This is a genomic window from Paracoccus solventivorans, assembly GCF_900142875.1.
Classification (GTDB): Bacteria; Pseudomonadota; Alphaproteobacteria; order Rhodobacterales; family Rhodobacteraceae; genus Paracoccus; species Paracoccus solventivorans.
This window is the reverse complement of sequence record NZ_FRCK01000001.1, coordinates 514,294-536,300: the sequence shown is the minus strand read 5'-3', so window position 1 is coordinate 536,300 and position 22,007 is coordinate 514,294. Positions and strand designations below refer to the sequence as shown.

Here is a 22,007-nt window from a genome sequence, read left to right as displayed (position 1 = left end):
ACAGTGCGGCGTCTCCCGCGGTCCCCGCGCTTGATCTGGGTCCGGGTCCCCATGGTCGTCGCGATCAGGTCAGGCTGCTGCCTCTGGTGGCAGTGTGGAGATCATGTCCGCAATCGCCTGGAACTCGGCAAGGAATTCGGGCCGATGCTGCATGAGGTAGCGGACCACCCGGGCGTTGCCGAGCAGCTTCGCCAGGTAGCCCTTGACGACAGTCAGATGCAGGTGGTCCTGACCGTAGGTCTCCTGAATGGAGGTGATCGACTCCTGAAGGCGCGCCAGTTCACTCTCCATCCGGGCCATTGCTTCGGGGGTGATGCCCTTGATGCGCTTGGGCTTCGTACCTTCCGCGAGTTGCCTCTGCGGGGTACCGGCCAGGATCGCAGAGGCATAGGCGACCGAGTAGTTGTTGGCGTTGACCAGCAGCTCGGCGGCCTCGACCTGGCGCAGCGGCTTCATTTTGCGGAGGATCTCGAACACCGCCATCGGGCAGGGCTTGTCCTTGAGGATGGCGATACTCTCATCACAGATCCCGTCCAGCATGCGAACCTTGCGACGGACGCTTTGCGGATTGATGTCCAGCGCCTTGGCAATCTTTTCTTCCGGAACGCCGCGCTCGATGGCGCGACGGATCATCTTGTGCTCCTGGACTGGCGACAACCGGCTGATCCGCTTGTTGTAGGTGAAGGCTTCGTCGTCGGTGGAGACCAGGCATTCGATCTGCTCGATGCCGAGGTCTTTTAATACCTCGACGCGAACATGCCCGTCCAACAGAAGGAAGGTACCCGGATTTGAAGGGTCGCGGGCGACCACGGGCGGCTCAACAAGACCGACCTCGCGGATCGAGGCGGTGATCTGCTGGTATTTCCTGCTGGATTTCGTGGCCGTTCGGAGCATTCGCACTGGAAGAAGAGCGTCCACGGCCAGGGTCACACAGTCAACTTCAAAGCCATGGACGACGGGATCGGAGCGGTGGCGATCTTTCCGCGTCATGGGTTCGTCCTCGCGTGTTCCTCCAGATAGGTGGGCATCACTTCGAGATTTTCGGCGCGCAGCAGCGTAACGAAGTTCTCGTCGCTCCGGAGCGCACGGAATGCTTCCGTGACGAACAGAAGCCGGCCTTGGGTCAACTCCGCCTTCTTGATCATCAGCTTCTGACGATCTGCTTCCTGACGATAGGCCCGCACGAGCGCATCACTGGTCAGAGGGCGCTCGCTGCGGTTCACCTTGCGGCCCAATGGTGTTTCATCGACGCGCCTCCCACGGCGTTGGCGTCGTTCGAGCAGACGCCGCACGGCTGCAAACTTCTTCCCCCGCAGCTTCTTTTCCGTATAGGCATCCATGAGCGCGCGCTGAGCCCCCTCGTCGTCCGTTTTGGAAATGTCGATTGCGAGATTCAGCGGCATGAGGCCGGTCTCGACCGCCGATACAAGGCGCTGCTCGCCGCGCTCGAGCAGCCCCGCGATCATGTTGACGTATTCGGAGCTGAGCCCGATTTTGCATGCGATCTCACGGTCGTTGTAGCCGCGCTTTCGGAGAGCGCTGATCTCCTGTATCAGGTCGATTGCACGATGCTGGCGCCTCGCACAGTTCTCGACCAGGCTCATGACGAGGCAGTCACTCTCATCGGCATCGATCACGATGGCGGGAATGGCGTCCTGCTTCAGTTCGATGAAGGCCTCGAGCCGCCCCTGGCCGCAGACGAGATCGTATTCCTCCGGGTCCGTGACCGCGCGCCGGGTCACGGTGATCGGGCGCTTGAGGCCGATGCGCGCAATGCTCTCGACCATTTCCTCGAATGTTCGCCGGTTGCGCACACGCGGATTGAGGATCCGGATCCTGTCGGTCGGGATGAGGGTCACATGCTTGTGGTCATCGGTCGGGATGTCTTCGGGCATCAGGCCACCTCCGAGAATCTGGCCCTGCCGGCCATTGAGAAGAAGAAATCGAGCGTGTCGAAGCGATAGGCATCGAGAGACAGGCCGTTCTGCTCGGCGAGCCGAAGCCGATCCGCGGTCATGTCGATGCTCGGAAGGACGTAGTAATCGCGGGGCGCCGCGTTCAGCTCGTCCATGCGTATGGCGATGGTGATGTCCGGCAAGAGCCCCGTGTCGAGGCGGATGCGCCAGCGCAGCGAGCCTCCTGCGGTCTCGAAGCATCGCGACAGCACGACCGATACCGTGAATTCGCCGTTGACGGCCAGAAGCTCGGTCCGGGGGTCCTGAACGGCACTGCCACCGGCGTTTTCGATCCCAGCGACGACGCCCGCGACGATCTGCGGATGGGCCTCGCGGAGCTTCCGGTTGATCTCAATGTATCGGTAGTCCCGATCGGGCTGATATCCGACCATCTCATAGGCGCGCAGCAGGCTGCCGAACCGGGACCGGAACGCGCTCGATGATGGCGTGTCCTCGTGCTCGTCGATGACCAGTCCGGAAAGGAAGCCCTTGCTGGCAAGCAGCGCCCGGAGTGCGTCCAGCAGGTCCTGGTCGGAAAGATGGCGGCTGCGTGCATCGACGATTTCCCGGGCGCGCAGGAACAGCGCCTCATCGACGATGGCCGGATAGGCGCCCTCGGACCGGATCCACATCTCACGCGGGTTCACCACCCGGCGCTGCTTCAGCTTGAAGGAGATCTTGTTGAAAACGTTGTTGCCGATGTATTTCTCGTTGGTCAGCACCTGATGGACTGTCGCTCGCGTCCATGGCCGGTCGAGGTCGGTGCGCAGTCCGTCAGCGTTCAGGGCATCCGCGATCCCCCGCTCGGATCGGCCGTCCTCCACGAACATGCGATACATACGCCGGACGACATCCTGTTCGTGCTCGGGGCCGGGGACGAGAATGACCCTGTCGGTCTGAAGGCTCTTCTGCTCGCCGCGCGACAGCTCGCCCTTGGGATTGCCGTGCTCGTCGATCAGCACCCGGCGCAACCCGTATCCGGGCGCGCCGCCCTGGCGGAAACCGAGTTCGACCAGGCGACACTGGCCCGCGAAGACCTTCACGGAGAGCTCGCGGCTATATTCGCCAGCCATGACCCGCTTCACGGTCTTCAGCAGGTTCGAGCCGATGCTGCCGTCATTCTCGAACTGCTCGCCGCAGTAGTGGACGCGGATCCCGGCGCGCGAGCAGACATGCTCATGGTAGGCGCCTTCGTCGGCATCCTGAAACCGGCCCCACCGGCTGACGTCATAGACGAGGATCGCCTTGAAGTCGGCTTGCCCGGACTCGACCTCTGCCATCAGGCTCTGCAGCGCCTCGCGGCCGTCGAGGCGTAGCCCGCTCCGACCGGAATCCTCGAAGACGCGCAGGATCTCAAGACCGCGATCCGATGCATATTTGCGGATGACGTCGAGCTGGTTCTCGGTCGAGTATTTCTGATGATCGGTCGACATCCGGACATAGGCGACCGCAGGCACGTCCATCTCGGGCGGCCCGTCGCTCCTGTCTGAATTGGTCGTCCATCGACCGCCCACGCACGCATCTCCTCATCATTCCGGGCAAATTCGCCCAGTCCGCGCGGAGCTGCGGCTGAATCCCCGTGTCCATGTAACGCGAGGGAGGCTGGAATGTCGTTTCCGAAAAAGGGCAAGTTCTTTCCGAAAGAAAACGGGTATACTGGGAATGGTCGGCACGAGCCGGACAACTGGTTCGCCGCTGAGATCGCATCGACGCTGAAGCGATCGCTCGGAGACAGTCGAGCGGGGGCGAAGATCGTTGCCTCCTGGACCGGCGCCAACGAGAAGACGGTGAAGAACTGGTTCGCCGGCAGATACGGCCCGAGCGGAGAGCACCTGGTCGCTCTGGCGCGACACTCCGACGAGGTGCTGGGGATGTTCCTCGCAATGGCCGGGCGTGAGGAGCTGATGGTGGCCATGAAGCTCGCGGCCGCAGAGCAGGCGATCGAAGAGCTACTGGCGGCAGTCCGCCGGCTGACGGTCGAAGATTGACCTGACGATACCGAGGCGCCGCCTGACGGACAGGTTTTACCTTCCGCCAGTGACGCGCAGGATTTCGCGACGCTCAAGGCCCGAAAGCGGGCGGAGTATGAGAGCAGATGAAGGCTCTTGTCTTCCCGCCTGCGGCAGAAGCCGGCATTGATGGTGTCTGTACTTCTTACCACCCCACTTCTTGCAAAAAGTAACCCGATGGGCTACATGTAGGCATGCAGACAGTAGCAGAAACCCCTATCTTCACCCGGCAGACCGAAAAGCTGTTCAATGAAGACGAGAAGAGGGAGCTGATCGATTTTCTGGCCGAGAACCCCATGGCCGGTGATGAGATCCCAGGCACGGGCGGGGTGCGCAAGGTCCGGTTCGCGGCCTCAGGTCGAGGCAAACGGGGCGGTGCCCGGGTGATCTACTACTATCTGGATGAAACCATGCCGCTTTACGCGCTGCTGGCCTATGCCAAAAACGTGAGAAGCGACATGACTCCGGATGAAAAGCGCACGGTGGCCGCGCTGGCCACGGCACTGAAGGCTGCATGGAAGGAAAGGAAATGAGTACGTTCGGCGAAGATCTGATCCAGGCCATGGGCGAGGCACTGGCCCACGCCAAGGGAGAAGGCCCCGCAATCCTGCACGAGCCGGTCGATCCGCGCGAGGTCAGGATGCGGGCGAAGCTGACGCAGGCGCAAATGGCCCCGTTGATGGGGATGAGCCTTTCGGGGTATCGAAAGTGGGAACAGGGTCAGCGTCGCGTCTCTGGTCCTGCTGCCACGCTGCTGCGGGTGATCGAGAAAGAGCCCGGTGCGGTGCAGCGTGCCTTGGCGGGTTGACCTGAGTGCGTCGAGTAGATGGAAGCCGACTGGAAATCACTCCCCCCGCATGGTTGGATGTATGCCGACCAGCATTTCCAGGGGCTCCCAATAATGCTGGCAGGAACACAATGAGCACTCTGAATATCCATCTGGACACGGGGGCCAATCTTCGCGCAGGCTTCACCGAAGCAGGCGAACTGGCCGTTGCAGCCAAGGTCCGCGAAGCGGTCCCCGCACTGTATTTTCGCAGCTACGAGGATCTGCATCGGATTCTCACACCTTCTCGTCTTAGGGTTGTCATGGCGCTTGCCGGGCAAGGGGTCATGTCCATTGACGAGCTTGCGTACCGGGTCGGGCGCGATGCGCCAGCCGTGCATCAGGACGTAATCACGCTCGCAGATGCGGGGGTTATCGACCATACTGAAAAAGGCGCCGAATTTCCCCATCGCGGCATCCACCTCGATTTTTGGTTAGATTTATCGGATGGGAACATGCAACGGCATGAGCAATAAGCAATATCGGGAGAGCGCTTCATACACTACGGCGCGGCCGATCACCTCAAGGCCTGCAAGATCACGAACCAACCTCGAAGCAGTTGTGAACCTCCCGAGCTTTGCCAGCCCCAACACGGCAACCCGCGTGCGAAGTGAAATAAAAGGCAGTCAGCGAAAAACGCGCTAGCCAAAGCCACTGGATTCGTTCAAGATTCGGATGGAGAACAGAGCAAGACTCTCTGAAATTTCACAAGTCGCTTGTTCCCGCACCGCTTTCCCCTTCCCCCCACATCCACGCGACATTCCCGGCAACGGATGCTACAATCGCCTTTGTGTTGTCCGGCACGGGGGCCTGCCATGCGATCCATCCTGATCCTGTCCGCGCCGGCGCTGCTGGCGGGGTGCGCCGGGCAGACTGCCCCGGCCGCGGATGATCTGCGCGCGCGGCAAGAGGCCGCCTGCACCGCAACCATTGCCGCCCATATCCGCCAGCCTGCGGCGGCGGTCGCCTCGCGCTGGCTGTCCGAAACCGGCGGGGTGGCCAGGGTCGAGGCGGTGGACGGCAATCGCCGGCATCTCTGCGATGTCGATGGCCGCGGGCGGGTGCTGGGCTATTCGCACCCCGACGCCTGAGGGCAGCGATTTGACCGCAGCGCCGCAGGGCGTATGACGGGCGGGAACCCCTTGCCCCGGACCGCCGCCCATGACCCCGACCCCGATCCCGCCCGAACCGTTACCCGAACTGCCGCTGGTCGTTTCCGTTCAAAGCCAGGTGGCCTTTGGCCATGTCGGCAATTCCGCCGCCGCCTTTCCGATGCGCGCCAGCGGCGTCGAGGTGGTCGAGGTGCCGACGGCGCTGCTGTCGAACCACCCGCATTACCCCACCATGCACGGCACGCTGCTGGACCCGGAACTGGTCGGCGGGCTGCTGACCGGGATTGCAGAGCGCGGGGTGGCGGCGCGGGCCTCGGTGCTGCTGTCGGGGTTTCTGGGGCGGGCGGGGACGGCCTCGGCGCTGGCCGCGTTCCTGGTGCGGGCCAAGGCGGAAAACCCGGGGCTGCTCTATCTGTGCGATCCGGTGATGGGCGACGCCGACCTGGGGCATTTCGCCGATGCCGAGCTGCGCCGCGCCTTTGCGGCAAAGCTGGTGCCGCTGGCCGACGTGATCCTGCCCAATGCCTTCGAGCTGGAAAACCTTTCCGGCGTCCCCATCGCCGGCCCTGACGACGTGGTGCGGGCGCGCGAGGCTTTGGGCGGCCCGGCGGTGGTCGCGACCTCGGTGCCGGTGCCCGGGCGGCCGGGGCTGCTGGCGACGGTGGTGGCGACGGGCGAGACCTGCCGCAGCTTCGAGGTTCCGCGGCTGCCGGTGCGCCCGGCCGGGACCGGTGACCTGCTGGGCGGGCTGACCGCGGCGCGCTTGGCACAGGGGCTGGCGCTGCCTGATGCGGTGGGCCGCGCGGTGGCCGGGGTGGCGCAGGCGCTGCGGCGCACCGCAAGCACGCCCTGGGCCGAGATGCCCATCGCCGCCGTCATCGACTCGATCCTGGCGGCCGAGTGGAACGGGGCCGCGGCAGAAGCCCTTACCAAGCCCCGCTGAGCTGCTAAGCTGCCCGTGCGCGGCGACAGGTCCGGCAGGGGCCGGGCCGCGGGCGCGCGGGCTTGATGCGAAAGGACAGACGATGGCCGAGTGGCTGCCCACCCTGATCACCCAGACCCCCGAGCAAGGCTTCGAGCTTGCGATCAAGATGTCGCGCATGGCGGTCAAGGCGACCCAGCCCGACGCTGCGGTGCGCGACCGCCTGCGCGGCGTCTATGCCGAGGATGCCGATGCGCTGATCGCGGTCAGCCAGGTCGCGGCGCAGTGGTTCGCCACCATCGCGGCGGCCAACGATTACTGGCGATCGGCCTCATGACCGGGATCGAGCGCGCGGGCCCGGATTTTTCCGTCGATGCCGCGCTGCTGGCCGAGGCCTTCGGGGTCACCCAGGCGCAGGTCCAGCAGGACATGCGCGCCGGCGCCATCACCTCGCGTTGCGAGGCGGGGGTGGACGAGGACGCGGGCCGCTGGCGGCTGACCTTTCACCGCGGCGACCGGGCGGTGCGGTTCATCGTCGACGACGCGGGGCAGGTGCTGACCCGCGCCAGCTTCCCGATCCGCACCGGCTGAGCCGCAGGCGCCCCTCAGGCCGAGCCGCTACGGCGCGGCACGCGGTCGGCGACGGCGACCAGCCGGATGGTGGCGTCGCTGACCCGGTCGGAGTCGCAGCCCTGGGTTTCCAGCTCCGCCAGATCGTCGGCCAGCGACAGGCAGCGCGCGGACAGCGCCGGGCGCGGCGCGCCGCCCTCGGGGCGTTCGCTGCGGCCTTCGCCGCGTTCCAGCGCCTCGCGCCCGGTCAGGGCGCCGGGGGCGCCGACGGGGCGCAAGCCCATGGCGGTCCCGAACCCGCCCAGGGCCTCGGCCAGCTTGGGGATGGTGATGCGGCCCCGCAACTGCCGGTGGGCGTCGAAGCCGCGTGCCCCGGCGGCATAGGAATAGCGCGTGACCAGCGCCTCGCCGGCCTCGGCCCCGTAGTCGGACAGCTGGCCGATCACCTCGGGCGGCATGTCCAGGTTCATGCCGCCTTCGGTCGCGTCGTCCAGCCGCACCGTCACCACCCGCTCGGCATAGCCGGGCAGCATCCCCTGCAAGGTGTCCTGCCAGTCCTTGGCGGTGTTCAGGATCGCCATCAGGAAACCGCTCAGCCGGGTGATCGGCTGCACCGGCAGGTTCGAGCTGACGGGGTTGCGCCGCGGCAGATGCACGCGGTCCTCCCGATGGCGGGCGGGGTCCCAGCTGGCCAGCGCGATGCCGAAGGTCGGGCGCGAGGGCAGCAGCGAATCGAAGAAATGGATCGGGAAGTTCGACGAGATCCCGCCGTCCGAGAACAGGCAGCGCGCCAGCCGCCCCACCGTCCTGCCCTCGGGGCCCGGCAGGCGGATCTGTTCGTCATGGCGCCACAGCGGGATCGCCTCGATCAGCCCGGGAAAGCTCAGCGACATGCGGGCAACCAGCAGCACCGGGAAATCGTCGGCGACCGGCAGCTGGTAAAGATCGGCGGGGGCGTGGTCCTGCCCATGCGCCAGCGGTGTGCGCCCGGCGATCAGGGCGTCAAGGAAGGGCGCGGGGAACAGGTGGCGCCATTCGGCAAGGCTGAAATAATGGATCCTGGTGGACAGGGGCAGCTGATAGGGGCGCTGGGTGGACAGATCGGTGGTCATCGCGGCGATCTGGATGCCGTGGTGCGCCAGATCGCCCGCCAGCAGCGGCGCCTCGGGCGGCTTGCCCGAGATCCGCTGAAGATGTGCGTGCATCCAGTCGGTCAGGCCGGGGCCGTCGTGGCCCGGCTGGGTCAGTCCCGGGCACAGGCCGAAGTTCGCCGCCGGCAGGTCGCGGGTAACCAGCCGCAGCAGCGGCAGCGTGATCCACAGCACCAGCCCCAGCGGCACCGCCAGCAGCGCGGTGACCCCGGCCCAGAAATTACCCGCCAGCCACGCCCATTCCAGCAACAGCACCAGCAGCGCGGCCGCCACCACCATCGGCACCCGCCAGATGCGCCGCACCGCGCCCCAGGCGTTGCCCGACACCGCCCCCATCAGCAGCGCAAACAGCGGCGCCAGCCGGGGGCGCGGCTGGAACAGGCTGCGCAGGTTTTCCGCCAGGTCGGCGGATAGCGCCGAGACCTCGTGGAACCCCGCCATGTCGTCGCCGCCGCCCGACTGGCGCCGGTATTCCGCCGCGGCGGCGAAGCAGGCGGCGATTGCCCCCGCGGACGAGCCGCCGATGCTGCGCAGCCGGTAATCGTGCGCGATGCGGACCACCGCCTGCGGATAGACCACCCCCGAGGTGATCCCGCCCTTCATGATCAGGTCGCATTCCTCAAGCGGAACCCGGGGCGGTGTCTCCAGAGGAACGGTGTCGGAAGGGGCAGCGGTCGGGGCGGTCGCGGTCGGGGGGGCGGGGTCCGGCATGGCTCCTCCTGCGGGGGCTGCGCGATTCTCCTTTTGATTGTATCACGAAACCTGTGGCTTGCATCAATTGCCCGGTGTCGCAGGCGGCAGGGCGGGGGCGCGGGCGCGCGCAGGAACGCCAGCCGGAACTGGGCGCTGTCCCGGCGCTGCTGCGCCAGTTTGCCGCAGGGGCGCGCGCGGCGCCGGCGGGATTCCCTGCGCCCCCGCCCCTATCTGTGCTAGGATGCCCCGTCAGGAGGGAGGAGCCCGGAAATGGATTTCATCACGCTGCTCGATACCGTCGGCGAGGGGCGGGTGGCCGCCCTGATGGGACTGTTGTGCGGGATGGTCTTCGGCGTGGCCGCGCAGCGCTCGGCCTTTTGCCTGCGGGCGGCGGCGGTGGAGTTCGGGCGCGGCGCCATGGGGCCGCGGGTGGCGGTGTGGCTTTTGTGCTTTTCCACCGCGATGGTCTGGGTGCAGTCCGCGCAGCTGCTGGGGCTGTTCCACGGCAGCGAGGCGCGGATGATGGCAGTGCCCGGCTCGTGGTCGGGGGCGATCATCGGCGGGCTGATGTTCGGCGCCGGCATGGTGCTGGCGCGCGGCTGTTCGGGGCGGATGCTGGTGCTGGCGGCGACCGGCAACCTGCGCTCGGTCATGGCGGGGCTGATCTTTGCGGTGGTGGCGCAGATGTCGCTGCACGGCTGGCTGGCGCCGCTGCGCCAGAACCTTGCCGCGCTGTGGGTGACGCCGGGCGGGGCCAACGTGGACCTGCTGGAAAACCTGCGGCTGCCGGACTGGACCGGGCTGGCGCTGGGGCTGGGCTTTGCCGCCACCGCGCTGGTGGTCGCCCGGCGCAACCGGATCAGCGCCCGCAAGCTGGTCTTCGCCTCGGGCGTGGGGTTCGCGGTGGCGATGGGCTGGGTGCTGACGGCCCAGATCGCGCGCGTGGCGTTCGAGCCGGTGTCGGTCACCTCGATGACATTCTCGGGCCCCTCGGCCACCACGCTGATGTTCTTTCTGGAACCGGCGCCCGCACTGGGGTTCGACGTGGGGCTGGTGCCGGGGGTGTTCCTGGGCGCGTTCCTGGCCGCCGCCTGGGCCCGAGAGTTCAGGTTCCAGGGATTCGAGGGCGAACGCCAGATGCGGCGCTCGATGCTGGGGGCGGGGCTGATGGGGTTCGGCGCCATGCTGGCGGGCGGCTGCGCCATCGGGGCGGGGGTCACCGGCACCTCGATCTTTGTCGGCACCGCGTGGCTGGCGCTGCTGTGCATGTGGATCGGGGCGATGCTGACCGATTTCCTGGTCGACCGGAATCCGCGCCCGGCGCTGGCCGCGGCCTGAGCCGGGCCGCCGTCGCGCCCTGAAAGCAGTTACGCCATGAAAAAGGCCCGGCGCGGACGCCGGGCCTTTCCCGCTCGTCCGGGACGGGGGATCAGACCGGAACGAAACGGAAGCCGTCACCATCGCGCTCGGCGCGGCCGATGCCGCCGTCCGACAGGTGGAAGCCGATCAGGGGCGTGCCGCTGTCGGCCAGTTCCGCCAGCAGCGCCTGCCGGGTTTCGGCGCCCAGCGGCGGATCCTCGTCCGAGGGGCTGTCCCAGCCGGGCCGCGCAAAGGCCACGTGCGAATTGGCGATGGCGTCGCCCACCACCAGCAGCTGCTGGCCGCCGGCGTCGATGGCAAAGGACATATGCCCCGCGGTATGGCCGGGGGTCAGCCGCGCGGTGACGCCGGGCAGGGGGGAATCGCCGTCCTCGATCAGCGCCAGCGCGTCCCCCAGCGCCTCGATCCGGCGCGAGGCGCCCGCGACGAAGCTCTGCCGGTCCTCGCGGATGCTGCCCAGCGTGGCGGGGTCGGTCCAGTATTCGGCCTCGACCCGGCCCATGACATGAGCGGCGTTGGGAAACAGCGGTTCGTCGAACTCGTCCAGCACGCCCCACAGGTGATCGGGGTGGCCGTGGGTGAACAGCAGGTGGGTGACATCCTCGGGGGTCAGGTCCAGCGCCGCCAGCGCCTCGATCACCTTGCCGGCGGTGGGCATGAAATCCGGGCCGCTGCCGGCGTCGAACAGCACCGTGTTGGCGCCGTCGCGCAGCAGGGTGATGTTGCAGGGCGACTGGATCATGTCGCCCGACACCCCGGCCTGTTGCAGGATCGGGTCCAGCTGGTCGCGGGGCAGCCCGGCAAAGCTGAAATCGAAGGGCAGTTCCAGATGCCCGTCCGACAGCGTGTCCACCCGCACGCCCCCGCCCAGGTCGAGCGTGGTTCCCGCCCAGACGCGGAACGGCATTCCGGCCAGCACGGCGCCGGCGGCGGCAGACATCAGAAACAGGCGGCGCGAGATCATGGGGGCCTCCATCGGTTTATCCGAACATTTCGGCGGTGATCGTGTGATACCACGAGAACGCCTCGTCATAGGTGGCGCGGCGGGTGGCGGCGTCCTCGGCGGGCTGGCTGATGCTGGTGGCGGTCTGTTCGATCCGCCCGTCATGCGGGGCAAAGCTGGAGGCGAGCTTCACGCTGTCGCCCTTGGCAAGGCAGGACCAGCAGGCGCTTTCATAGAAGGGCGGGTGCGGGGCGGTGCCGGCCAGATCGGCCAGGATCGCATCCACCGCCACATAGGCCTGGGCATGGGCGGCGAAGGCGCCCTTGGGCATGGCGCCGGCGTCGGCCGCGTCGCCCAGTACCCAGATCGCGGGATCGGCCTGGGCCTGCATCGACTCTGCCCGGACCGGCACCCAACCGTCGGCGGCGGTCAGCCCGGCAAGCTGCGCCAGCACGCCGGCCCGCTGCGCCGGGATGACGTTGCAGACATCGACGCGCTGCACCTCGCCCTCGACCAGCAGCTCCATGCGGTCGGGACGAAGCTCGACGGCGGCGCCGCCGAACTCGGGGCCGATCCAGTCGATCATGCCGTCGGCGTGACGGCCCCAGCCTTCCTCAAACAGCACTTGCTTGGTAAAATGGTCCTTGGGGTCGAGGATCAGGATCTTGGCGGTCGGGTTCACCCGCCGCAGCGTCCGTGCGATCATCGCCGCGCGCTCATAGGGCGCGGGCGGGCAGCGATAGGGGGCGGGGGGCGTCACGATGGCGACGGTGCCGCCCTGCGGCATCGCCTGCACCTGCTGCATCAGCAGCGCCACCTGGTCGCCGCTTTTGTAGGAATGGGGCATCAGCGCCGCGTCGGATTCGGACCAGCCGGGGACCGAGCCGGGGACGAAGTCGATGCCGGGCGACAGCACCAGCCGGTCGTAATCCAGCATCTCGCCGCCCGCCAGCACCACCCGCCGCGCGTCGCGGTCGATGGCGGTGGCGCGGTCGTGGACCAGCCGCAGCCCCGGGGTGGCGGCCAGCCGGTCGTGGCCGTGGCGCAGATGCTCCAGCGGGACCAGCCCGCCCAGGTAGAGGTTGGAGAAGAAACAGGTGATGGTGTCGGCATTCGCCTCGACCAGCGTCACCCGCGGCGCGCCCGCCGCCCGGGCCAGCGCCCGCGCCGCGGTCGCCCCGCCGGGGCCGGCGCCGATCACCACCACATGCGGCAGCGCCCGCTGTGCCAGTGCGGGTGCAGCCAGCAGCGCGCCGCCAGCCGCAATCCCGCCCAGCACCGCCCGCCGCGACAGCGGCAGGGGGGCGGGGGCAGGGGCGGGCAGGCGGGTCATGCCTAGCCCGCGTCGGCTGCCGCGCTGATCACCGGCAGGGTGCCGGCGGGCGTGCCGTCCTCTTCCGTGGGGGTCACCTTCAGCTCGGCGGCGCGCTTGGTGATTTCCGGCGCGCCCGGGATGCAGTCGGTCATGCAGGGCTCGGTCGAGAACTGCACATACTCGGTTTCCGGGCGGTCGTCGGGATAGAACCCTTCGGCGTTCGGCATGGCGATGTCGGTGAAGTTCTCGTGCGTCAGCACGAAGTCGTCCTCGACCAGCCCGTTGGAATACAGCAGGAACGCGGTGATCGCATAGGTGTCGTCCACCGACAGCACCTGCGCATTGCCGAAGGGCATCGAGCGGTGCACGTAGTCGTAGACCGTCGAGAGATAGGGCCAGTAGCTGCCGATGGTCTTGACCGGGCGCGGATCGTTCAGCGAGCCCGCGCCCCCCGCAAGCGACGGCCAGCTGTCCAGCCCCTCGGCAAAGTCGCCGTGGCAGGACGCGCAGTGTTCGGCGAACAGCTCGTCCCCGGTTTCCACGTCGCCCGAGCCTTCGCGCAGCCCGGTGCCGTCGGGCAGCACCGCCACGTCCCAGGCGGCGATTTCCTCGGGCAGGGCCTCGCGGCCGATGCCCAGCGGCTCGGCCAGCGCGGGGCCGGCGACCAGCCCGGCGGCCAGCAGCGCGGCAAATGCAGAGTTACGCGATTTCGACATTTTCCACCTCGCCGTCCGCTTTGACCCACCAGGTCTGGATGCCGTTGTTGTGATAGACGTTGTTCAGGCCGCGGATCTCGCGCAGCGCCTGCTTGGTCGGCTGGACATAGCCGGTGTCGTCGATGGCGCGGGATTGCAGAAACAGCTCGCTGCCGTCCCAGTCGATGTCCAGGTGGAACCGGGTCAGCGCCTTGGGCCGGGCGTCGCCGGTGATGCGCGCTTCCTGCCAGTTGCGGCCGCCGTCCAGCGACACGTCCACGCGGTCGATCTTGCCGTTGCCGGACCAGGCCAGCCCGGTGATCACCAGCGGCCCCTTGCCGTGGCGGATCGGCGCCTGCGGGCTGGGCGAGGTGATGACGGATTTCGCGTCCATCACCCAGGTCCATTTCCGCGCCCGCCCGTCCGGCATCAGGTCGGTGTATTTCGAGGTCTCCTCGCGGCTTTCGACGGCCTGGTCGTAGACCCCGATCCGGCGCAGCCACTTGATCCACATGTTGCCTTCCCAGCCCGGTACCACCAGCCGGACGGGATAGCCGTGTTCCTTGCGCAGCGCCTCGCCGTTGGCGAAGAAGGCGACCATCACGTCGTCCATCGCCTTTTCCAGCGGGATCGAGCGCCCGTTCGAGCTGGCGTCGTGGCCCTCGACATAGATCCACTTGCCCTCGGGCTTGACCCCGGACTCGGACAGCAGGTCGCGCAGCATCACCCCGGTGTATTCCATGTTGTGGATCATGCCCTGGGTGAACTGCACGCCCTCGAGCTGGGCGCCGCCCCATTCCATGCCGCCATTGGCCGCGCATTCGCAGAATGCGGTGGTCATGGCGCGGGGAAAGCGCAGAAGGTCCTCGAAGGTGAAGACCAGCGGCCGGTCCACCAGCCCGTTGATCATCAGCCGGTAATCGGGCTTGGACAGCTCGATCGCGCCCGAGTGGTGGCGCTCGAAGGCGACGCCCTGCGGGGTGATCGTGCCTTCCAGCGCGTGGATCGGGGTGAAGTTGATCGAAGAGGCGGTGCTTTCCGTCAGCCATTCCACGTTGCGGCGGACGACATGTTCCTCGAAATGGATCGGCATCCCGTAGGGCGTGGCGTCCACGGGGTCGCCGAAGACGCTGGCCCAGTCCTGGACCTCGGTGATCAGCGGGTCGGGGGCGGCGGCGCTTGCCGCGCCTGCGCCTGCGATCAGCCCGGCGCCCGCCATGGCGCTGCTTTGCAGAAAGCGCCTGCGGCTGGGGTTGCGGGTTTCGTCGTTGTTGTCGGTGCTCATGGGGCCTCCGTTCGTCTTCAGATGCCGGTCACGGTGACCGAGGTGTTTTCGGGCAGGTTGACGGTGCCCAGCTTGCGGACATGCGCTTCCAGCACGTCCCAGATCTGCGGGCCCTCGGTGCCCTCGTTGACGCTGGCCCAGCCGCCGACCGTATAGGTCTTGGCGGGGTCGAGCGCCTCGCCGGTGTCGGTCAGCACCATGTCGGTGATCCGCTGGCCGATGGGTTTCGACACGTCGATGGCGTAGCCGAGCCCGCCGACGCGGACCATGTCGCCGCCCTGCTGGTAATAGGGATCGGGGTTGAAGATGTTGTCGGCGACGTCTTCCAGGATGGTCTTGAGCGTCTCGCCGGTCATTTCCGACCGATAGACCTGCCCGTAGGTCATCGAGGTGGCGTTGTGGATGTCCTCGCGCGTAATCGGGTCGCCCGGCAGCAGCGACGGTCCCCAGCGCACGCCCGGCGACAGCGCGATCTGCACGTCGCGTTCCGAACGCACCGCGTCGCAGATCAGGTCGTCCCACGTGCCGTTGAAGTTGCCGCGGCGGTAGAGGACCATTTCGGTGGTGCCGATCTGTTCCTCAAGCTCGGCCTTGAATGGCTCGCGCTCGGCGTCGATCAGGGCGGCCATTTCCGCGTCGGGGGTGATGACATCCGAGAAAATCGGGATCAGCTTGTGGCGGAACCCGGCCATGCGGCCGTTCTGCACGTCCAGATCGACGCGGCTGACGAACTTGCCGTTCGAGCCGGTGGCGATGATGATGGTGTCGCCGACCAGAACGGGTTCCGGGATCGCGTCATGGGTGTGGCCCGACAGGATCACGTCGATGCCCTTGACCCGGCTGGCCATCTTGTGGTCGACGTCGAAGCCGTTGTGCGACAGGCAGACCACCAGGTCCACGTTCTTGCCGCGCAGCTCGTCCACCATCGCCTGCATCCGTTCCTCGCGGATGCCGAAGCTGTATTCGGGGAACATCCAGGACGGGTTGGCGATCGGCATATAGGGGAAGGCCTGGCCAATCACCCCGATGGCAAGCCCGCCCTTTTCGTAGATGTGATAGGGCTCGAACGCCGGCTCGTCCCATTCCACGTCGAAGATGTTGGCGCCCAGGAACGGGAAGGGCAGGGATTCGACGATCTCGTTCACCCGCTCGGTGCCGTAGGTCCATTCCCAGTGGCTGGTCATGCCGTCCACGCCCAGCAGGTTCATCGCGTTGACCATGTCCTGCCCGCGGGTCTTGAGCGAGGTCATCGAGCCGTGCCAGGTGTCGCCGCCGTCCAGCAGGATGCTGTCGGGGCGCGCGGCGCGGATCGCCTTGACCACGGTCGCCATGCGGTCCAGCCCGCCCATGCGCCCGTAGGCCCGGCCGAGCGCGTCGAAGTCGGGATAGGTCAGCGCATAGGCCTCGGGCGATTTCGGCGCGATGCCGAACATCTGCTGGAACTCGGTGCCGGTGACATGGGGAACGCGGCCCTTGGCCTCGCCCACGCCGATGTTGATTTCCGGCTCGCGGAACCAGATCGGCTTCAGCTGCGCGTGGATGTCGGTGACGTGGATCAGCGTGACATTGCCGAAATCGTCGAATTGCAGCAGCTGGTCCTGGGTCAGCGCCTGCTGGGCGGCCAGCCGGGACCAGTTGCCCAGACCCGAGCCGACGATGGCCGAGGTGGCCATCGCGGCCTGCAGGAAATGGCGCCGGGTGATCATGGCATCTCCTTGGTGAATCAAGGCATCAGCCGGCCGGTCCGCCGGGACGGCGGGGCCAGTGGTGCCTGTCGATGGGTTCGTGGAATGCGGGGCCGGCGCCGGGCCGGCCCGCGTCTGTCGTCAGTGCCGGACCGACACGCCCTCGACGGCGAGCCCGTTCCCGCGCGAAGCGACGTAAAGCTCGATCGCCTTGAACTCGTCCGAGCCGGCGGCGAAGGTCTCGGCCCGCGTGTCGCGGACGCAGCCGACAAAGCGCTGCTGCGCCGACACCATCCCCGCGTCCTTGAGCCGGTAGGTCGGGAAGCCGTTGATCTGCCCCTGGCTCAGATGGTCCGCGCGGATCATCATGCCCTGGTTGTCCTCGTGGCAGTTGGCGCAGGCCATCTCGAGCTGGCCGAAGCGGGTGTAGTAGAGTTCCTTGCCCTTTTCCCAGAAGGGCTGGGCGGGGCCGTCGATGGCCACGTTCACGATCTCGCCGCGCGACTGCATCGAGATCAGGGCCAGCATGTCCTTCATCTCGTCGCCGGTGACCTTCCAGGGCTCAAGCCCCATGCGCTCGGTCACGCAGGACTGGATGTAATCCTCCATGATCATCAGCTTGCCGGTCTTTTCATCGACCCGCGGCATGACGGCGCGCAGCCCCTTGAAGGTTTCCGGCCCCTGGTGGCACGAGGCGCAGGATTCGCCATTGGCGCCGATCTCGGCATTCCAGCGGTCCAGCCCGCGGTCGGCGAACACCATGGCGGGGTTGTCGAAATCGTCGCGCTGCAGGTCGCGGGTCTCGTCCTCGCGGTAGTGCCAGCCCGACCAGATCGTGTCCATCACGTCCTTGAGATGGTCGGGCGCGGGGGCCTTGGTCACGATCTCGAGCTCGCCGTCATCGGTGTCGATGACCAGCGTGTCTTCGACCGGGTCCGCCCACGCCGCCCCGGCAAGGATGAGGCCCAGTGCAGTTGCGGCCAGTTGAGTAGTGATCGTCCGGCGCATACCGGGTCTCCTCCCTTGCTCGGATCGTCTTCAGGCGATCTCGATGGACTGCGTGTCCTCGTAGACATCGCCATCGTCGTCATACCAGGTGAACTTGAACTCGCCCGCCGCGTCGACCTTGGCGTCGAACTCGAAATAGGGGTTGGTCGAAACCGCCGGGTCGATGGCCACGTCGACCACGTTCTGCCCGTTCAGGTCGCAGGTGAAGCGGTTGATGATCGAGCGGGGGATCAGGTTGCCGTCGGCATCCTTGCGCTGGCCCGATTCCATCTTGTGGCTGATCAGCGCCTTGATGGTGACGACCTCGCCGGCGCTGGCCGACTTGGGAACCTTGACCCGGGGTTTGGAGTCGCTTGCCATGTCCTTTGTATCCTTCTTAGCCGCCGCAGCCGCCGATGGTGACCTTGACGTTGTTGCTGGCCTGGCGGATCGAGCCGTCCGCCATCTTGGCGATCGCGATCACGTCCTGGGTCTGCGCCAGGCGGATGCGGGTGGCGCCGCGCTGTGCGCCGGCCGCCGGGCCAAAGGTGAAGGTCGCGACCGCGGGTTCGGGGTTGCCGGACGCCAGCAGCATGACGGCCACGGCGCCGGGGGCGTTGAACTCGACCGGAACGGTGTTGCCGTTCTCGGCGATCTCGGGGGTGGTCAGGGTCAGCTCGCCCTCGGTGGCGGCGGTGCCGCCGGTGAACTCGGCCGTCAGCTCGTCGACCGTGGCGGCAAGGGTGGCGCCGGGCAGAAGCGTCGCCGCCACGCCGCCGAGGCCGATCAGCAGAGTGTCCCGTCTGCTCAGCATCATCGTTTCTCCTGTCGTCTTTGAATTCAGTCTTTGAGGGTCAGCAGATAGGCGACCACATCCTCGACCTGCTCTGCGGTGAGGATCGGGGGCGGCTCGCCCTCGGACGCCTTGCCGGTGTAGCCGTTGCCCGGGCGGATGAAGCCCGAGGTCTTGTACATTCCCGGCATGAAGCTGTCGGGGAAGGTGTGCTTGGCGTCGATGACGATGCCGCGCAGCTGCGCTTCGGAATAGCGGTCGGCGGCGCCGTCCAGTGCCGGGGCGATGTCGCCCGGGAACTCGACCTCGGGCATCGCGGCGATCTGGTGGCAGGCCACGCAGTTGCCCAGCGCGTTGGTGGTCATCACCTTGGCGCCGGCGACCGGGTCGCCGGGGGTGCCGGTCAGCGATGCCTCGACGGCTCCGTCGGCGAAAACCACGTCGTTCGGCGCGATTTCAGCAAGCGCCGGCGCGGCGCAAACAAGGGCGGCAGCCAAGGCAGGCAGCCATGCGCGTCGGGTCATGCGGTCTCTCCCTGATCTTGTTCCTTTGACCGTAGCAAGGCGGCATGATGTCGCGCAAGCCCTAATATAGCGACACATGAATATTCATATGTTCTGCATTGCAGCGTCGGGCAGTGGTCGGGGAGAATGCAATTTATCCCGTTGAAATTGCATGGAAACAATAATCGGCGGTTCGTTATTCCCGGCTGGATATAGCGAATGCATTCCGTTCCCGAATCACCTCGTTTCGGCCCCGCCATTTCCCGCGGCTGGATCAGGTCAGCACCCGCGACCAGTCGAAATTGCGCAGCATCCAGTCGGCGATCAGGTTGACGCTGTTCGTCGCGATCAGCAGGCCGAACAGGATCAGCAGCGCCCCCATCGCGCGCTCGACATGCCGCATCAGCCCGCGGTTGCGCGCGATCCAGCGCAGGAACGGCCCGGCGAACAGCGCCGCGGCCACAAACGGCAGCGTCATCGCCAGCCCGTAGATCAGCAGCAGCAGCCCGCCCCGCCACGGCTCGCCCATCCCGCCCGCAATCATCAGGATCGCGGCCAGCGCCGGGCCGACGCAGGGCGTCCAGCCAAAGCCGAAGGCCAGCCCCATCACATAGGCCCCGGCGGCCGAAGCGGGGCGGCCGCCCGCCTGCACCCGCGCCTCGCGATACAGCAGCGGGATGCGCAGGACGCCCAGGAAATGCAGCCCGAACAGGATCAGCACGGCGGCGGCGATCCAGCCCAGCCACTGCCGCCACTCGGCGACCACCCGCCCCAGCGAGGTGGCGCCGAAGCCCAGCAGGACGAAGATCGTGGTCACCCCCAGCGCGAAAGCGGCGGCGCGTAGCAGCAGCTGCCCCTGCACCCCCGGCGGCAGGGCGCCGTCCTCGCGCAGCTCGGTGACCGAGGTGCCGGCCATATAGGCCAGGTAGAACGGCACCATCGGCAGGATGCAGGGCGAAAAGAACGACAGAAGCCCCGCCAGCGCGGCACCTCCGATCGACAGGTCCAGCATGGGGGTGGCTCCTTCCCGCCTGTGGGCTGCGGTATCCGGTCGCGGCCCGATTGCCGGGATTGTGCAACCGGGCCGCGCATATTAGATTATTGCTATGTAAGATCACGAGGTGTCAACTTGGCGCGCATCGCGGAACGGCTGCTTGGAGGCTGCGCCCTTGCCCTGGGGTTTGCGGCCGTAGGCCCGGCGCCCGCTGCGGCGGCCGAGTTGTCGATGCTGATGGTCGAGCAGCCGGGCTGCCATTACTGCGCCCGCTTCGACGACGAGATCGCGCCGAAATGGCCCAAGACCGACGAGGGCCGCGCCGCCCCCCTGCAACGGATGCGCCTGGGGGCCGAGCCGCCCGCGGGCGTCACCCTGGATGCCCCGCCGCCGCTGACACCCACCTTTGTCGTGCTTGTCGACGGGACCGAGCACGGGCGATTGGTCGGCTATCCCGGAGAGGATTTCTTCTGGCCGATGATCGCGCAGCTGATCGAACGCGCCGGGACGGACCTGACCACCGATCAGACAGAAGCAACGCCATGAGCATTTTCGGGACCAGCGACGCGGCAGCGGGAACGGGGATTTTCGGACCGGCCGGAACCATGACAGGCGACACAGCGGAAGTATCGGCCCCCGAGCCCGTTGCGGCGATGCAACCGCTGATCGAACAGACCGATTCCATCGCCTCGCTGTTCAAGGCGATGGGGCATGACGGGCGGCTGACGATCCTGTGCCACCTGCGCAGCGGTGAAAAGAACGTGTCCGAGCTCGAGGCGCTGCTGTCCTCGCGCCAGGCCATCGTCAGCCAGCAGCTGGCCCGCCTGCGGATGGAGGGGCTGGTGGTGGCGCGGCGCGAGGGGCAGACGATCCATTACCGGCTGGCCGATGCGCGGGTTCCCGCTATTCTGGACCTGCTGGCCCGCCATGCGCGGGCCGCGATGCAGGGGTCGGAGGGGGCTGGCGATTGACGGAATATCTTGCCGGGCATCTGTCCTGGGGCGCGGTCGCGGCACTGGTGGGGCTGATCGCCGGCACCGTGCTGGGGCTGGCCGCCCGGCTGGGTGATTTCTGCACGCTGGGCGCGCTGGAATCGGCGCTTTACGGCGGCGACCAGCGGCGGCTGCGGCTATGGGGGGTGGTGCTGGCGGTGGCGATCCTGGCCACCCAGGCCGGCGCCGCGGCCGGCTGGATCGACCTGGGAGAGACCTATTATCACCGGGTGGCGTGGCTGCCGGTGGCCTCGATCGTCGGCGGGCTGACCTTTGGCTATGGCATGGCGCTGGCCGGGAACTGCGGTTTCGGGGCGCTGGTGCGGCTGGGCAGCGGCGACCTGCGCGCCATGGTCATCGTCTTCATCCTGGCGATCAGCGGCTTCGTGGCGCTGTCGGGACCGCTGGCGCCGATCCGCGACCGGCTGTTCCCGCAGGTCGACACCGACAGCCCGCAAAGCTTCGAGGCCTCGTTCCAGCGGCTGGACCTGCCGTTTTCCGCATTCGTGGCGCTGGTCGTGGTGGGGCTGCTGGTCTGGGCGCTGTCGCACCCGGGGCTGCGCGCCAGCCGCCGCTCGGTCCTGTGGGGGGCGGCGGCGGGGCTGGCGGTGGCGTTTTCATTCGCCGGGACCAGCTGGGTCGCCCGTGAAAGCCTGGGCGCGGTGGTGGTCGAGGGGCCGTCCTTCGTCGCCGCGGTGGGCCGCGCGCTGCTGTGGCTGATGACCGCCAGCGGCGGGGGGCTGGGCTATACCGTCGGCGCGGTCTTCGGGATCACGCTGGGCTCGTTCATCGGCTCGGTCTGGCGCGGGCTGTTCCGCTGGGAAGCCTGCGAGGACCCGCGCGAGCTGGGCCGGCAGATCGGCGGCGCCGCGCTGATGGGAATCGGCGGGGTCGTCGCCATGGGCTGCTCGATCGGGCAGGGGGTCTCGGCCGTCGCTGCGCTGGCCTGGTCGGGGCCGGTGACGCTGGCCGCGATCGCGCTTGGCGCCTGGTTCGGGCTGCGCCAGCTGATCGAAAGTTTCCAGCCGGAATAGGCCGCAACTCCCTGCATCCGCCGGGTTTCGCCGCAGCGATTCCAGTGCGGTTCAGGGAATTGTGACCCCAAAGGTTGCTTTCCGGCGGTTTGTCGCCCATATTGTTCTGCATCCGATGACCCGTGACGCCCGCCCGGAGCGTCTTTTCGGCCCCTCTTCAGGG

The 22,007-nt window shown here is 67.4% G+C and carries 26 protein-coding genes; 12 read left to right on the top strand and 14 right to left on the bottom strand.

Annotated features, from left to right (window positions below; translation table 11 throughout):
- Nucleotides 1-69: 69 nt before the first annotated feature.
- The 3 genes from BUB57_RS02725 to BUB57_RS02715 are packed head-to-tail and all read right to left on the bottom strand — an operon-like array spanning nt 70 to nt 3,418.
- Nucleotides 70-990 carry a plasmid partitioning protein RepB C-terminal domain-containing protein gene (locus tag BUB57_RS02725; protein WP_073061609.1) on the bottom strand — a complete coding sequence of 307 codons (921 nt, stop codon included), beginning with the start codon at nt 988-990 and terminating at the stop codon, nt 70-72.
- Nucleotides 987-1,895: a plasmid partitioning protein RepB C-terminal domain-containing protein gene (locus tag BUB57_RS02720; RefSeq protein ID WP_073061604.1), complete on the bottom strand. Its 909-nt coding sequence runs from the start codon at nt 1,893-1,895 to the stop codon at nt 987-989. The genes BUB57_RS02725 and BUB57_RS02720 overlap by 4 nt, the downstream gene beginning before the upstream one ends.
- Nucleotides 1,895-3,418 (bottom strand): recombinase family protein, encoded by a 1,524-nt coding sequence (locus BUB57_RS02715; RefSeq protein WP_073061600.1) that lies wholly within the window; start codon nt 3,416-3,418, stop codon nt 1,895-1,897. The genes BUB57_RS02720 and BUB57_RS02715 overlap by 1 nt, the downstream gene beginning before the upstream one ends.
- Before the next feature lie 144 nt (nt 3,419-3,562).
- Between BUB57_RS02715 and BUB57_RS02710 the strand changes: the two genes are divergently transcribed.
- The 8 genes from BUB57_RS02710 (at nt 3,563) to BUB57_RS02675 (ending at nt 7,415) form a co-directional block, all read left to right on the top strand.
- Nucleotides 3,563-3,943 (top strand): hypothetical protein, encoded by a 381-nt coding sequence (locus BUB57_RS02710; RefSeq protein WP_073061597.1) that lies wholly within the window; start codon nt 3,563-3,565, stop codon nt 3,941-3,943.
- Nucleotides 3,944-4,158: 215 nt separating this feature from the next.
- Nucleotides 4,159-4,497 (top strand): type II toxin-antitoxin system RelE/ParE family toxin, encoded by a 339-nt coding sequence (locus tag BUB57_RS02705; protein WP_073061593.1) that lies wholly within the window; start codon nt 4,159-4,161, stop codon nt 4,495-4,497.
- Complete coding sequence (locus tag BUB57_RS02700) at nt 4,494-4,772, top strand: helix-turn-helix domain-containing protein (protein WP_036765876.1); 279 nt, start codon at nt 4,494-4,496, stop codon at nt 4,770-4,772. Before BUB57_RS02705 ends, BUB57_RS02700 begins: the two co-directional genes overlap by 4 nt.
- A 110-nt stretch (nt 4,773-4,882) precedes the next feature.
- Nucleotides 4,883-5,266 (top strand): HVO_A0114 family putative DNA-binding protein, encoded by a 384-nt coding sequence (locus BUB57_RS02695; protein WP_073061590.1) that lies wholly within the window; start codon nt 4,883-4,885, stop codon nt 5,264-5,266.
- 339 nt (nt 5,267-5,605) lie between these two features.
- A complete protein-coding gene (locus BUB57_RS02690; RefSeq protein WP_073061587.1) occupies nt 5,606-5,881 on the top strand; it encodes a hypothetical protein in 276 nt (91 codons plus the stop codon).
- Nucleotides 5,882-5,951: 70 nt separating this feature from the next.
- Nucleotides 5,952-6,845, top strand: a complete 894-nt coding sequence (gene pdxY, locus BUB57_RS02685; protein ID WP_073061584.1) for a pyridoxal kinase — start codon at nt 5,952-5,954, stop codon at nt 6,843-6,845.
- Nucleotides 6,846-6,927: 82 nt separating this feature from the next.
- Entirely contained in the window at nt 6,928-7,161 is a 234-nt protein-coding gene (locus BUB57_RS02680; protein WP_073061581.1) for a hexameric tyrosine-coordinated heme protein, read from the top strand.
- Nucleotides 7,158-7,415: a DUF6522 family protein gene (locus BUB57_RS02675; protein WP_073061578.1), complete on the top strand. Its 258-nt coding sequence runs from the start codon at nt 7,158-7,160 to the stop codon at nt 7,413-7,415. The genes BUB57_RS02680 and BUB57_RS02675 overlap by 4 nt, the downstream gene beginning before the upstream one ends.
- 14 nt (nt 7,416-7,429) lie before the next feature.
- On the opposite strand, the gene BUB57_RS02670 is transcribed toward BUB57_RS02675, so the two are convergent.
- A complete protein-coding gene (locus tag BUB57_RS02670; protein WP_073061575.1) occupies nt 7,430-9,256 on the bottom strand; it encodes a patatin-like phospholipase domain-containing protein in 1,827 nt (608 codons plus the stop codon).
- Between the two features lie 252 nt (nt 9,257-9,508).
- On the opposite strand from BUB57_RS02670, the gene BUB57_RS02665 reads away from it, so the two are divergent.
- Nucleotides 9,509-10,576, top strand: a complete 1,068-nt coding sequence (locus BUB57_RS02665) for a YeeE/YedE family protein (protein WP_073061572.1) — start codon at nt 9,509-9,511, stop codon at nt 10,574-10,576.
- Between the two features lie 91 nt (nt 10,577-10,667).
- On the opposite strand, the gene BUB57_RS02660 is transcribed toward BUB57_RS02665, so the two are convergent.
- The 10 genes from BUB57_RS02660 to BUB57_RS02615 form a co-directional block, all read right to left on the bottom strand.
- On the bottom strand, nt 10,668-11,582 hold the full coding sequence (locus BUB57_RS02660; protein WP_073062073.1) for an MBL fold metallo-hydrolase: 915 nt from the start codon (nt 11,580-11,582) through the stop codon (nt 10,668-10,670).
- Between the two features lie 16 nt (nt 11,583-11,598).
- Nucleotides 11,599-12,894 (bottom strand): NAD(P)/FAD-dependent oxidoreductase, encoded by a 1,296-nt coding sequence (locus tag BUB57_RS02655; protein ID WP_234951955.1) that lies wholly within the window; start codon nt 12,892-12,894, stop codon nt 11,599-11,601.
- Between the two features lie 2 nt (nt 12,895-12,896).
- Nucleotides 12,897-13,592 carry a c-type cytochrome gene (locus BUB57_RS02650; RefSeq protein ID WP_143159582.1) on the bottom strand — a complete coding sequence of 232 codons (696 nt, stop codon included), beginning with the start codon at nt 13,590-13,592 and terminating at the stop codon, nt 12,897-12,899.
- Complete coding sequence (gene soxC, locus BUB57_RS02645; protein WP_073061569.1) at nt 13,576-14,856, bottom strand: sulfite dehydrogenase; 1,281 nt, start codon at nt 14,854-14,856, stop codon at nt 13,576-13,578. The genes BUB57_RS02650 and soxC overlap by 17 nt, the downstream gene beginning before the upstream one ends.
- A 17-nt stretch (nt 14,857-14,873) precedes the next feature.
- Entirely contained in the window at nt 14,874-16,562 is a 1,689-nt protein-coding gene (gene soxB / locus BUB57_RS02640) for a thiosulfohydrolase SoxB (RefSeq protein ID WP_073061565.1), read from the bottom strand.
- Nucleotides 16,563-16,682: 120 nt separating this feature from the next.
- Nucleotides 16,683-17,549, bottom strand: coding sequence for a sulfur oxidation c-type cytochrome SoxA (soxA, locus tag BUB57_RS02635; RefSeq protein WP_073061562.1), 867 nt, complete (start codon nt 17,547-17,549; stop codon nt 16,683-16,685).
- A gap of 30 nt (nt 17,550-17,579) precedes the next feature.
- Nucleotides 17,580-17,909, bottom strand: a complete 330-nt coding sequence (gene soxZ / locus BUB57_RS02630) for a thiosulfate oxidation carrier complex protein SoxZ (protein WP_073061559.1) — start codon at nt 17,907-17,909, stop codon at nt 17,580-17,582.
- 16 nt (nt 17,910-17,925) lie between these two features.
- A complete protein-coding gene (soxY, locus tag BUB57_RS02625) occupies nt 17,926-18,345 on the bottom strand; it encodes a thiosulfate oxidation carrier protein SoxY (protein WP_073061556.1) in 420 nt (139 codons plus the stop codon).
- Between the two features lie 23 nt (nt 18,346-18,368).
- Entirely contained in the window at nt 18,369-18,845 is a 477-nt protein-coding gene (gene soxX / locus BUB57_RS02620; protein WP_073061552.1) for a sulfur oxidation c-type cytochrome SoxX, read from the bottom strand.
- A gap of 253 nt (nt 18,846-19,098) precedes the next feature.
- Complete coding sequence (locus tag BUB57_RS02615) at nt 19,099-19,836, bottom strand: cytochrome c biogenesis CcdA family protein (protein WP_073061547.1); 738 nt, start codon at nt 19,834-19,836, stop codon at nt 19,099-19,101.
- 117 nt (nt 19,837-19,953) lie between these two features.
- On the opposite strand from BUB57_RS02615, the gene BUB57_RS02610 reads away from it, so the two are divergent.
- The 3 genes from BUB57_RS02610 to BUB57_RS02600 are packed head-to-tail and all read left to right on the top strand — an operon-like array spanning nt 19,954 to nt 21,844.
- The gene (locus BUB57_RS02610) at nt 19,954-20,364 is read left to right on the top strand and encodes a thioredoxin family protein (protein WP_234951954.1); all 411 of its coding nucleotides are present in this window, start codon (nt 19,954-19,956) and stop codon (nt 20,362-20,364) included.
- Nucleotides 20,365-20,423: 59 nt separating this feature from the next.
- Nucleotides 20,424-20,789, top strand: coding sequence for an ArsR/SmtB family transcription factor (locus BUB57_RS02605; protein WP_073061541.1), 366 nt, complete (start codon nt 20,424-20,426; stop codon nt 20,787-20,789).
- Nucleotides 20,786-21,844 carry a YeeE/YedE family protein gene (locus BUB57_RS02600; RefSeq protein ID WP_084731919.1) on the top strand — a complete coding sequence of 353 codons (1,059 nt, stop codon included), beginning with the start codon at nt 20,786-20,788 and terminating at the stop codon, nt 21,842-21,844. Before BUB57_RS02605 ends, BUB57_RS02600 begins: the two co-directional genes overlap by 4 nt.
- The last annotated feature ends 163 nt before the right edge of the window (nt 21,845-22,007 follow it).

What these genes read in the sequence shown, in the direction of transcription:
- BUB57_RS02700 (WP_036765876.1), top strand. Translation starts at nt 4,494, where the DNA reads ATGAGTACGTTCGGCGAAGATCTGATCCAGGCCATGGGCGAGGCACTG.
- soxC (WP_073061569.1), bottom strand. Translation starts at nt 14,856, where the DNA reads ATGAGCACCGACAACAACGACGAAACCCGCAACCCCAGCCGCAGGCGC.
- BUB57_RS02605 (WP_073061541.1), top strand. Translation starts at nt 20,424, where the DNA reads ATGACAGGCGACACAGCGGAAGTATCGGCCCCCGAGCCCGTTGCGGCG.
- BUB57_RS02710 (WP_073061597.1), top strand. Translation starts at nt 3,563, where the DNA reads ATGTCGTTTCCGAAAAAGGGCAAGTTCTTTCCGAAAGAAAACGGGTAT.
- soxZ (WP_073061559.1), bottom strand. Translation starts at nt 17,909, where the DNA reads ATGGCAAGCGACTCCAAACCCCGGGTCAAGGTTCCCAAGTCGGCCAGC.
- BUB57_RS02650 (WP_143159582.1), bottom strand. Translation starts at nt 13,592, where the DNA reads ATGTCGAAATCGCGTAACTCTGCATTTGCCGCGCTGCTGGCCGCCGGG.
- BUB57_RS02690 (WP_073061587.1), top strand. Translation starts at nt 5,606, where the DNA reads ATGCGATCCATCCTGATCCTGTCCGCGCCGGCGCTGCTGGCGGGGTGC.
- BUB57_RS02615 (WP_073061547.1), bottom strand. Translation starts at nt 19,836, where the DNA reads ATGCTGGACCTGTCGATCGGAGGTGCCGCGCTGGCGGGGCTTCTGTCG.
- soxB (WP_073061565.1), bottom strand. Translation starts at nt 16,562, where the DNA reads ATGATCACCCGGCGCCATTTCCTGCAGGCCGCGATGGCCACCTCGGCC.
- soxY (WP_073061556.1), bottom strand. Translation starts at nt 18,345, where the DNA reads ATGATGCTGAGCAGACGGGACACTCTGCTGATCGGCCTCGGCGGCGTG.
- BUB57_RS02680 (WP_073061581.1), top strand. Translation starts at nt 6,928, where the DNA reads ATGGCCGAGTGGCTGCCCACCCTGATCACCCAGACCCCCGAGCAAGGC.
- BUB57_RS02705 (WP_073061593.1), top strand. Translation starts at nt 4,159, where the DNA reads ATGCAGACAGTAGCAGAAACCCCTATCTTCACCCGGCAGACCGAAAAG.
- BUB57_RS02725 (WP_073061609.1), bottom strand. Translation starts at nt 990, where the DNA reads ATGACGCGGAAAGATCGCCACCGCTCCGATCCCGTCGTCCATGGCTTT.
- BUB57_RS02720 (WP_073061604.1), bottom strand. Translation starts at nt 1,895, where the DNA reads ATGCCCGAAGACATCCCGACCGATGACCACAAGCATGTGACCCTCATC.
- soxX (WP_073061552.1), bottom strand. Translation starts at nt 18,845, where the DNA reads ATGACCCGACGCGCATGGCTGCCTGCCTTGGCTGCCGCCCTTGTTTGC.
- BUB57_RS02665 (WP_073061572.1), top strand. Translation starts at nt 9,509, where the DNA reads ATGGATTTCATCACGCTGCTCGATACCGTCGGCGAGGGGCGGGTGGCC.
- BUB57_RS02715 (WP_073061600.1), bottom strand. Translation starts at nt 3,418, where the DNA reads ATGGACGTGCCTGCGGTCGCCTATGTCCGGATGTCGACCGATCATCAG.
- pdxY (WP_073061584.1), top strand. Translation starts at nt 5,952, where the DNA reads ATGACCCCGACCCCGATCCCGCCCGAACCGTTACCCGAACTGCCGCTG.
- BUB57_RS02655 (WP_234951955.1), bottom strand. Translation starts at nt 12,894, where the DNA reads ATGACCCGCCTGCCCGCCCCTGCCCCCGCCCCCCTGCCGCTGTCGCGG.
- BUB57_RS02695 (WP_073061590.1), top strand. Translation starts at nt 4,883, where the DNA reads ATGAGCACTCTGAATATCCATCTGGACACGGGGGCCAATCTTCGCGCA.
- soxA (WP_073061562.1), bottom strand. Translation starts at nt 17,549, where the DNA reads ATGCGCCGGACGATCACTACTCAACTGGCCGCAACTGCACTGGGCCTC.
- BUB57_RS02660 (WP_073062073.1), bottom strand. Translation starts at nt 11,582, where the DNA reads ATGATCTCGCGCCGCCTGTTTCTGATGTCTGCCGCCGCCGGCGCCGTG.
- BUB57_RS02670 (WP_073061575.1), bottom strand. Translation starts at nt 9,256, where the DNA reads ATGCCGGACCCCGCCCCCCCGACCGCGACCGCCCCGACCGCTGCCCCT.
- BUB57_RS02675 (WP_073061578.1), top strand. Translation starts at nt 7,158, where the DNA reads ATGACCGGGATCGAGCGCGCGGGCCCGGATTTTTCCGTCGATGCCGCG.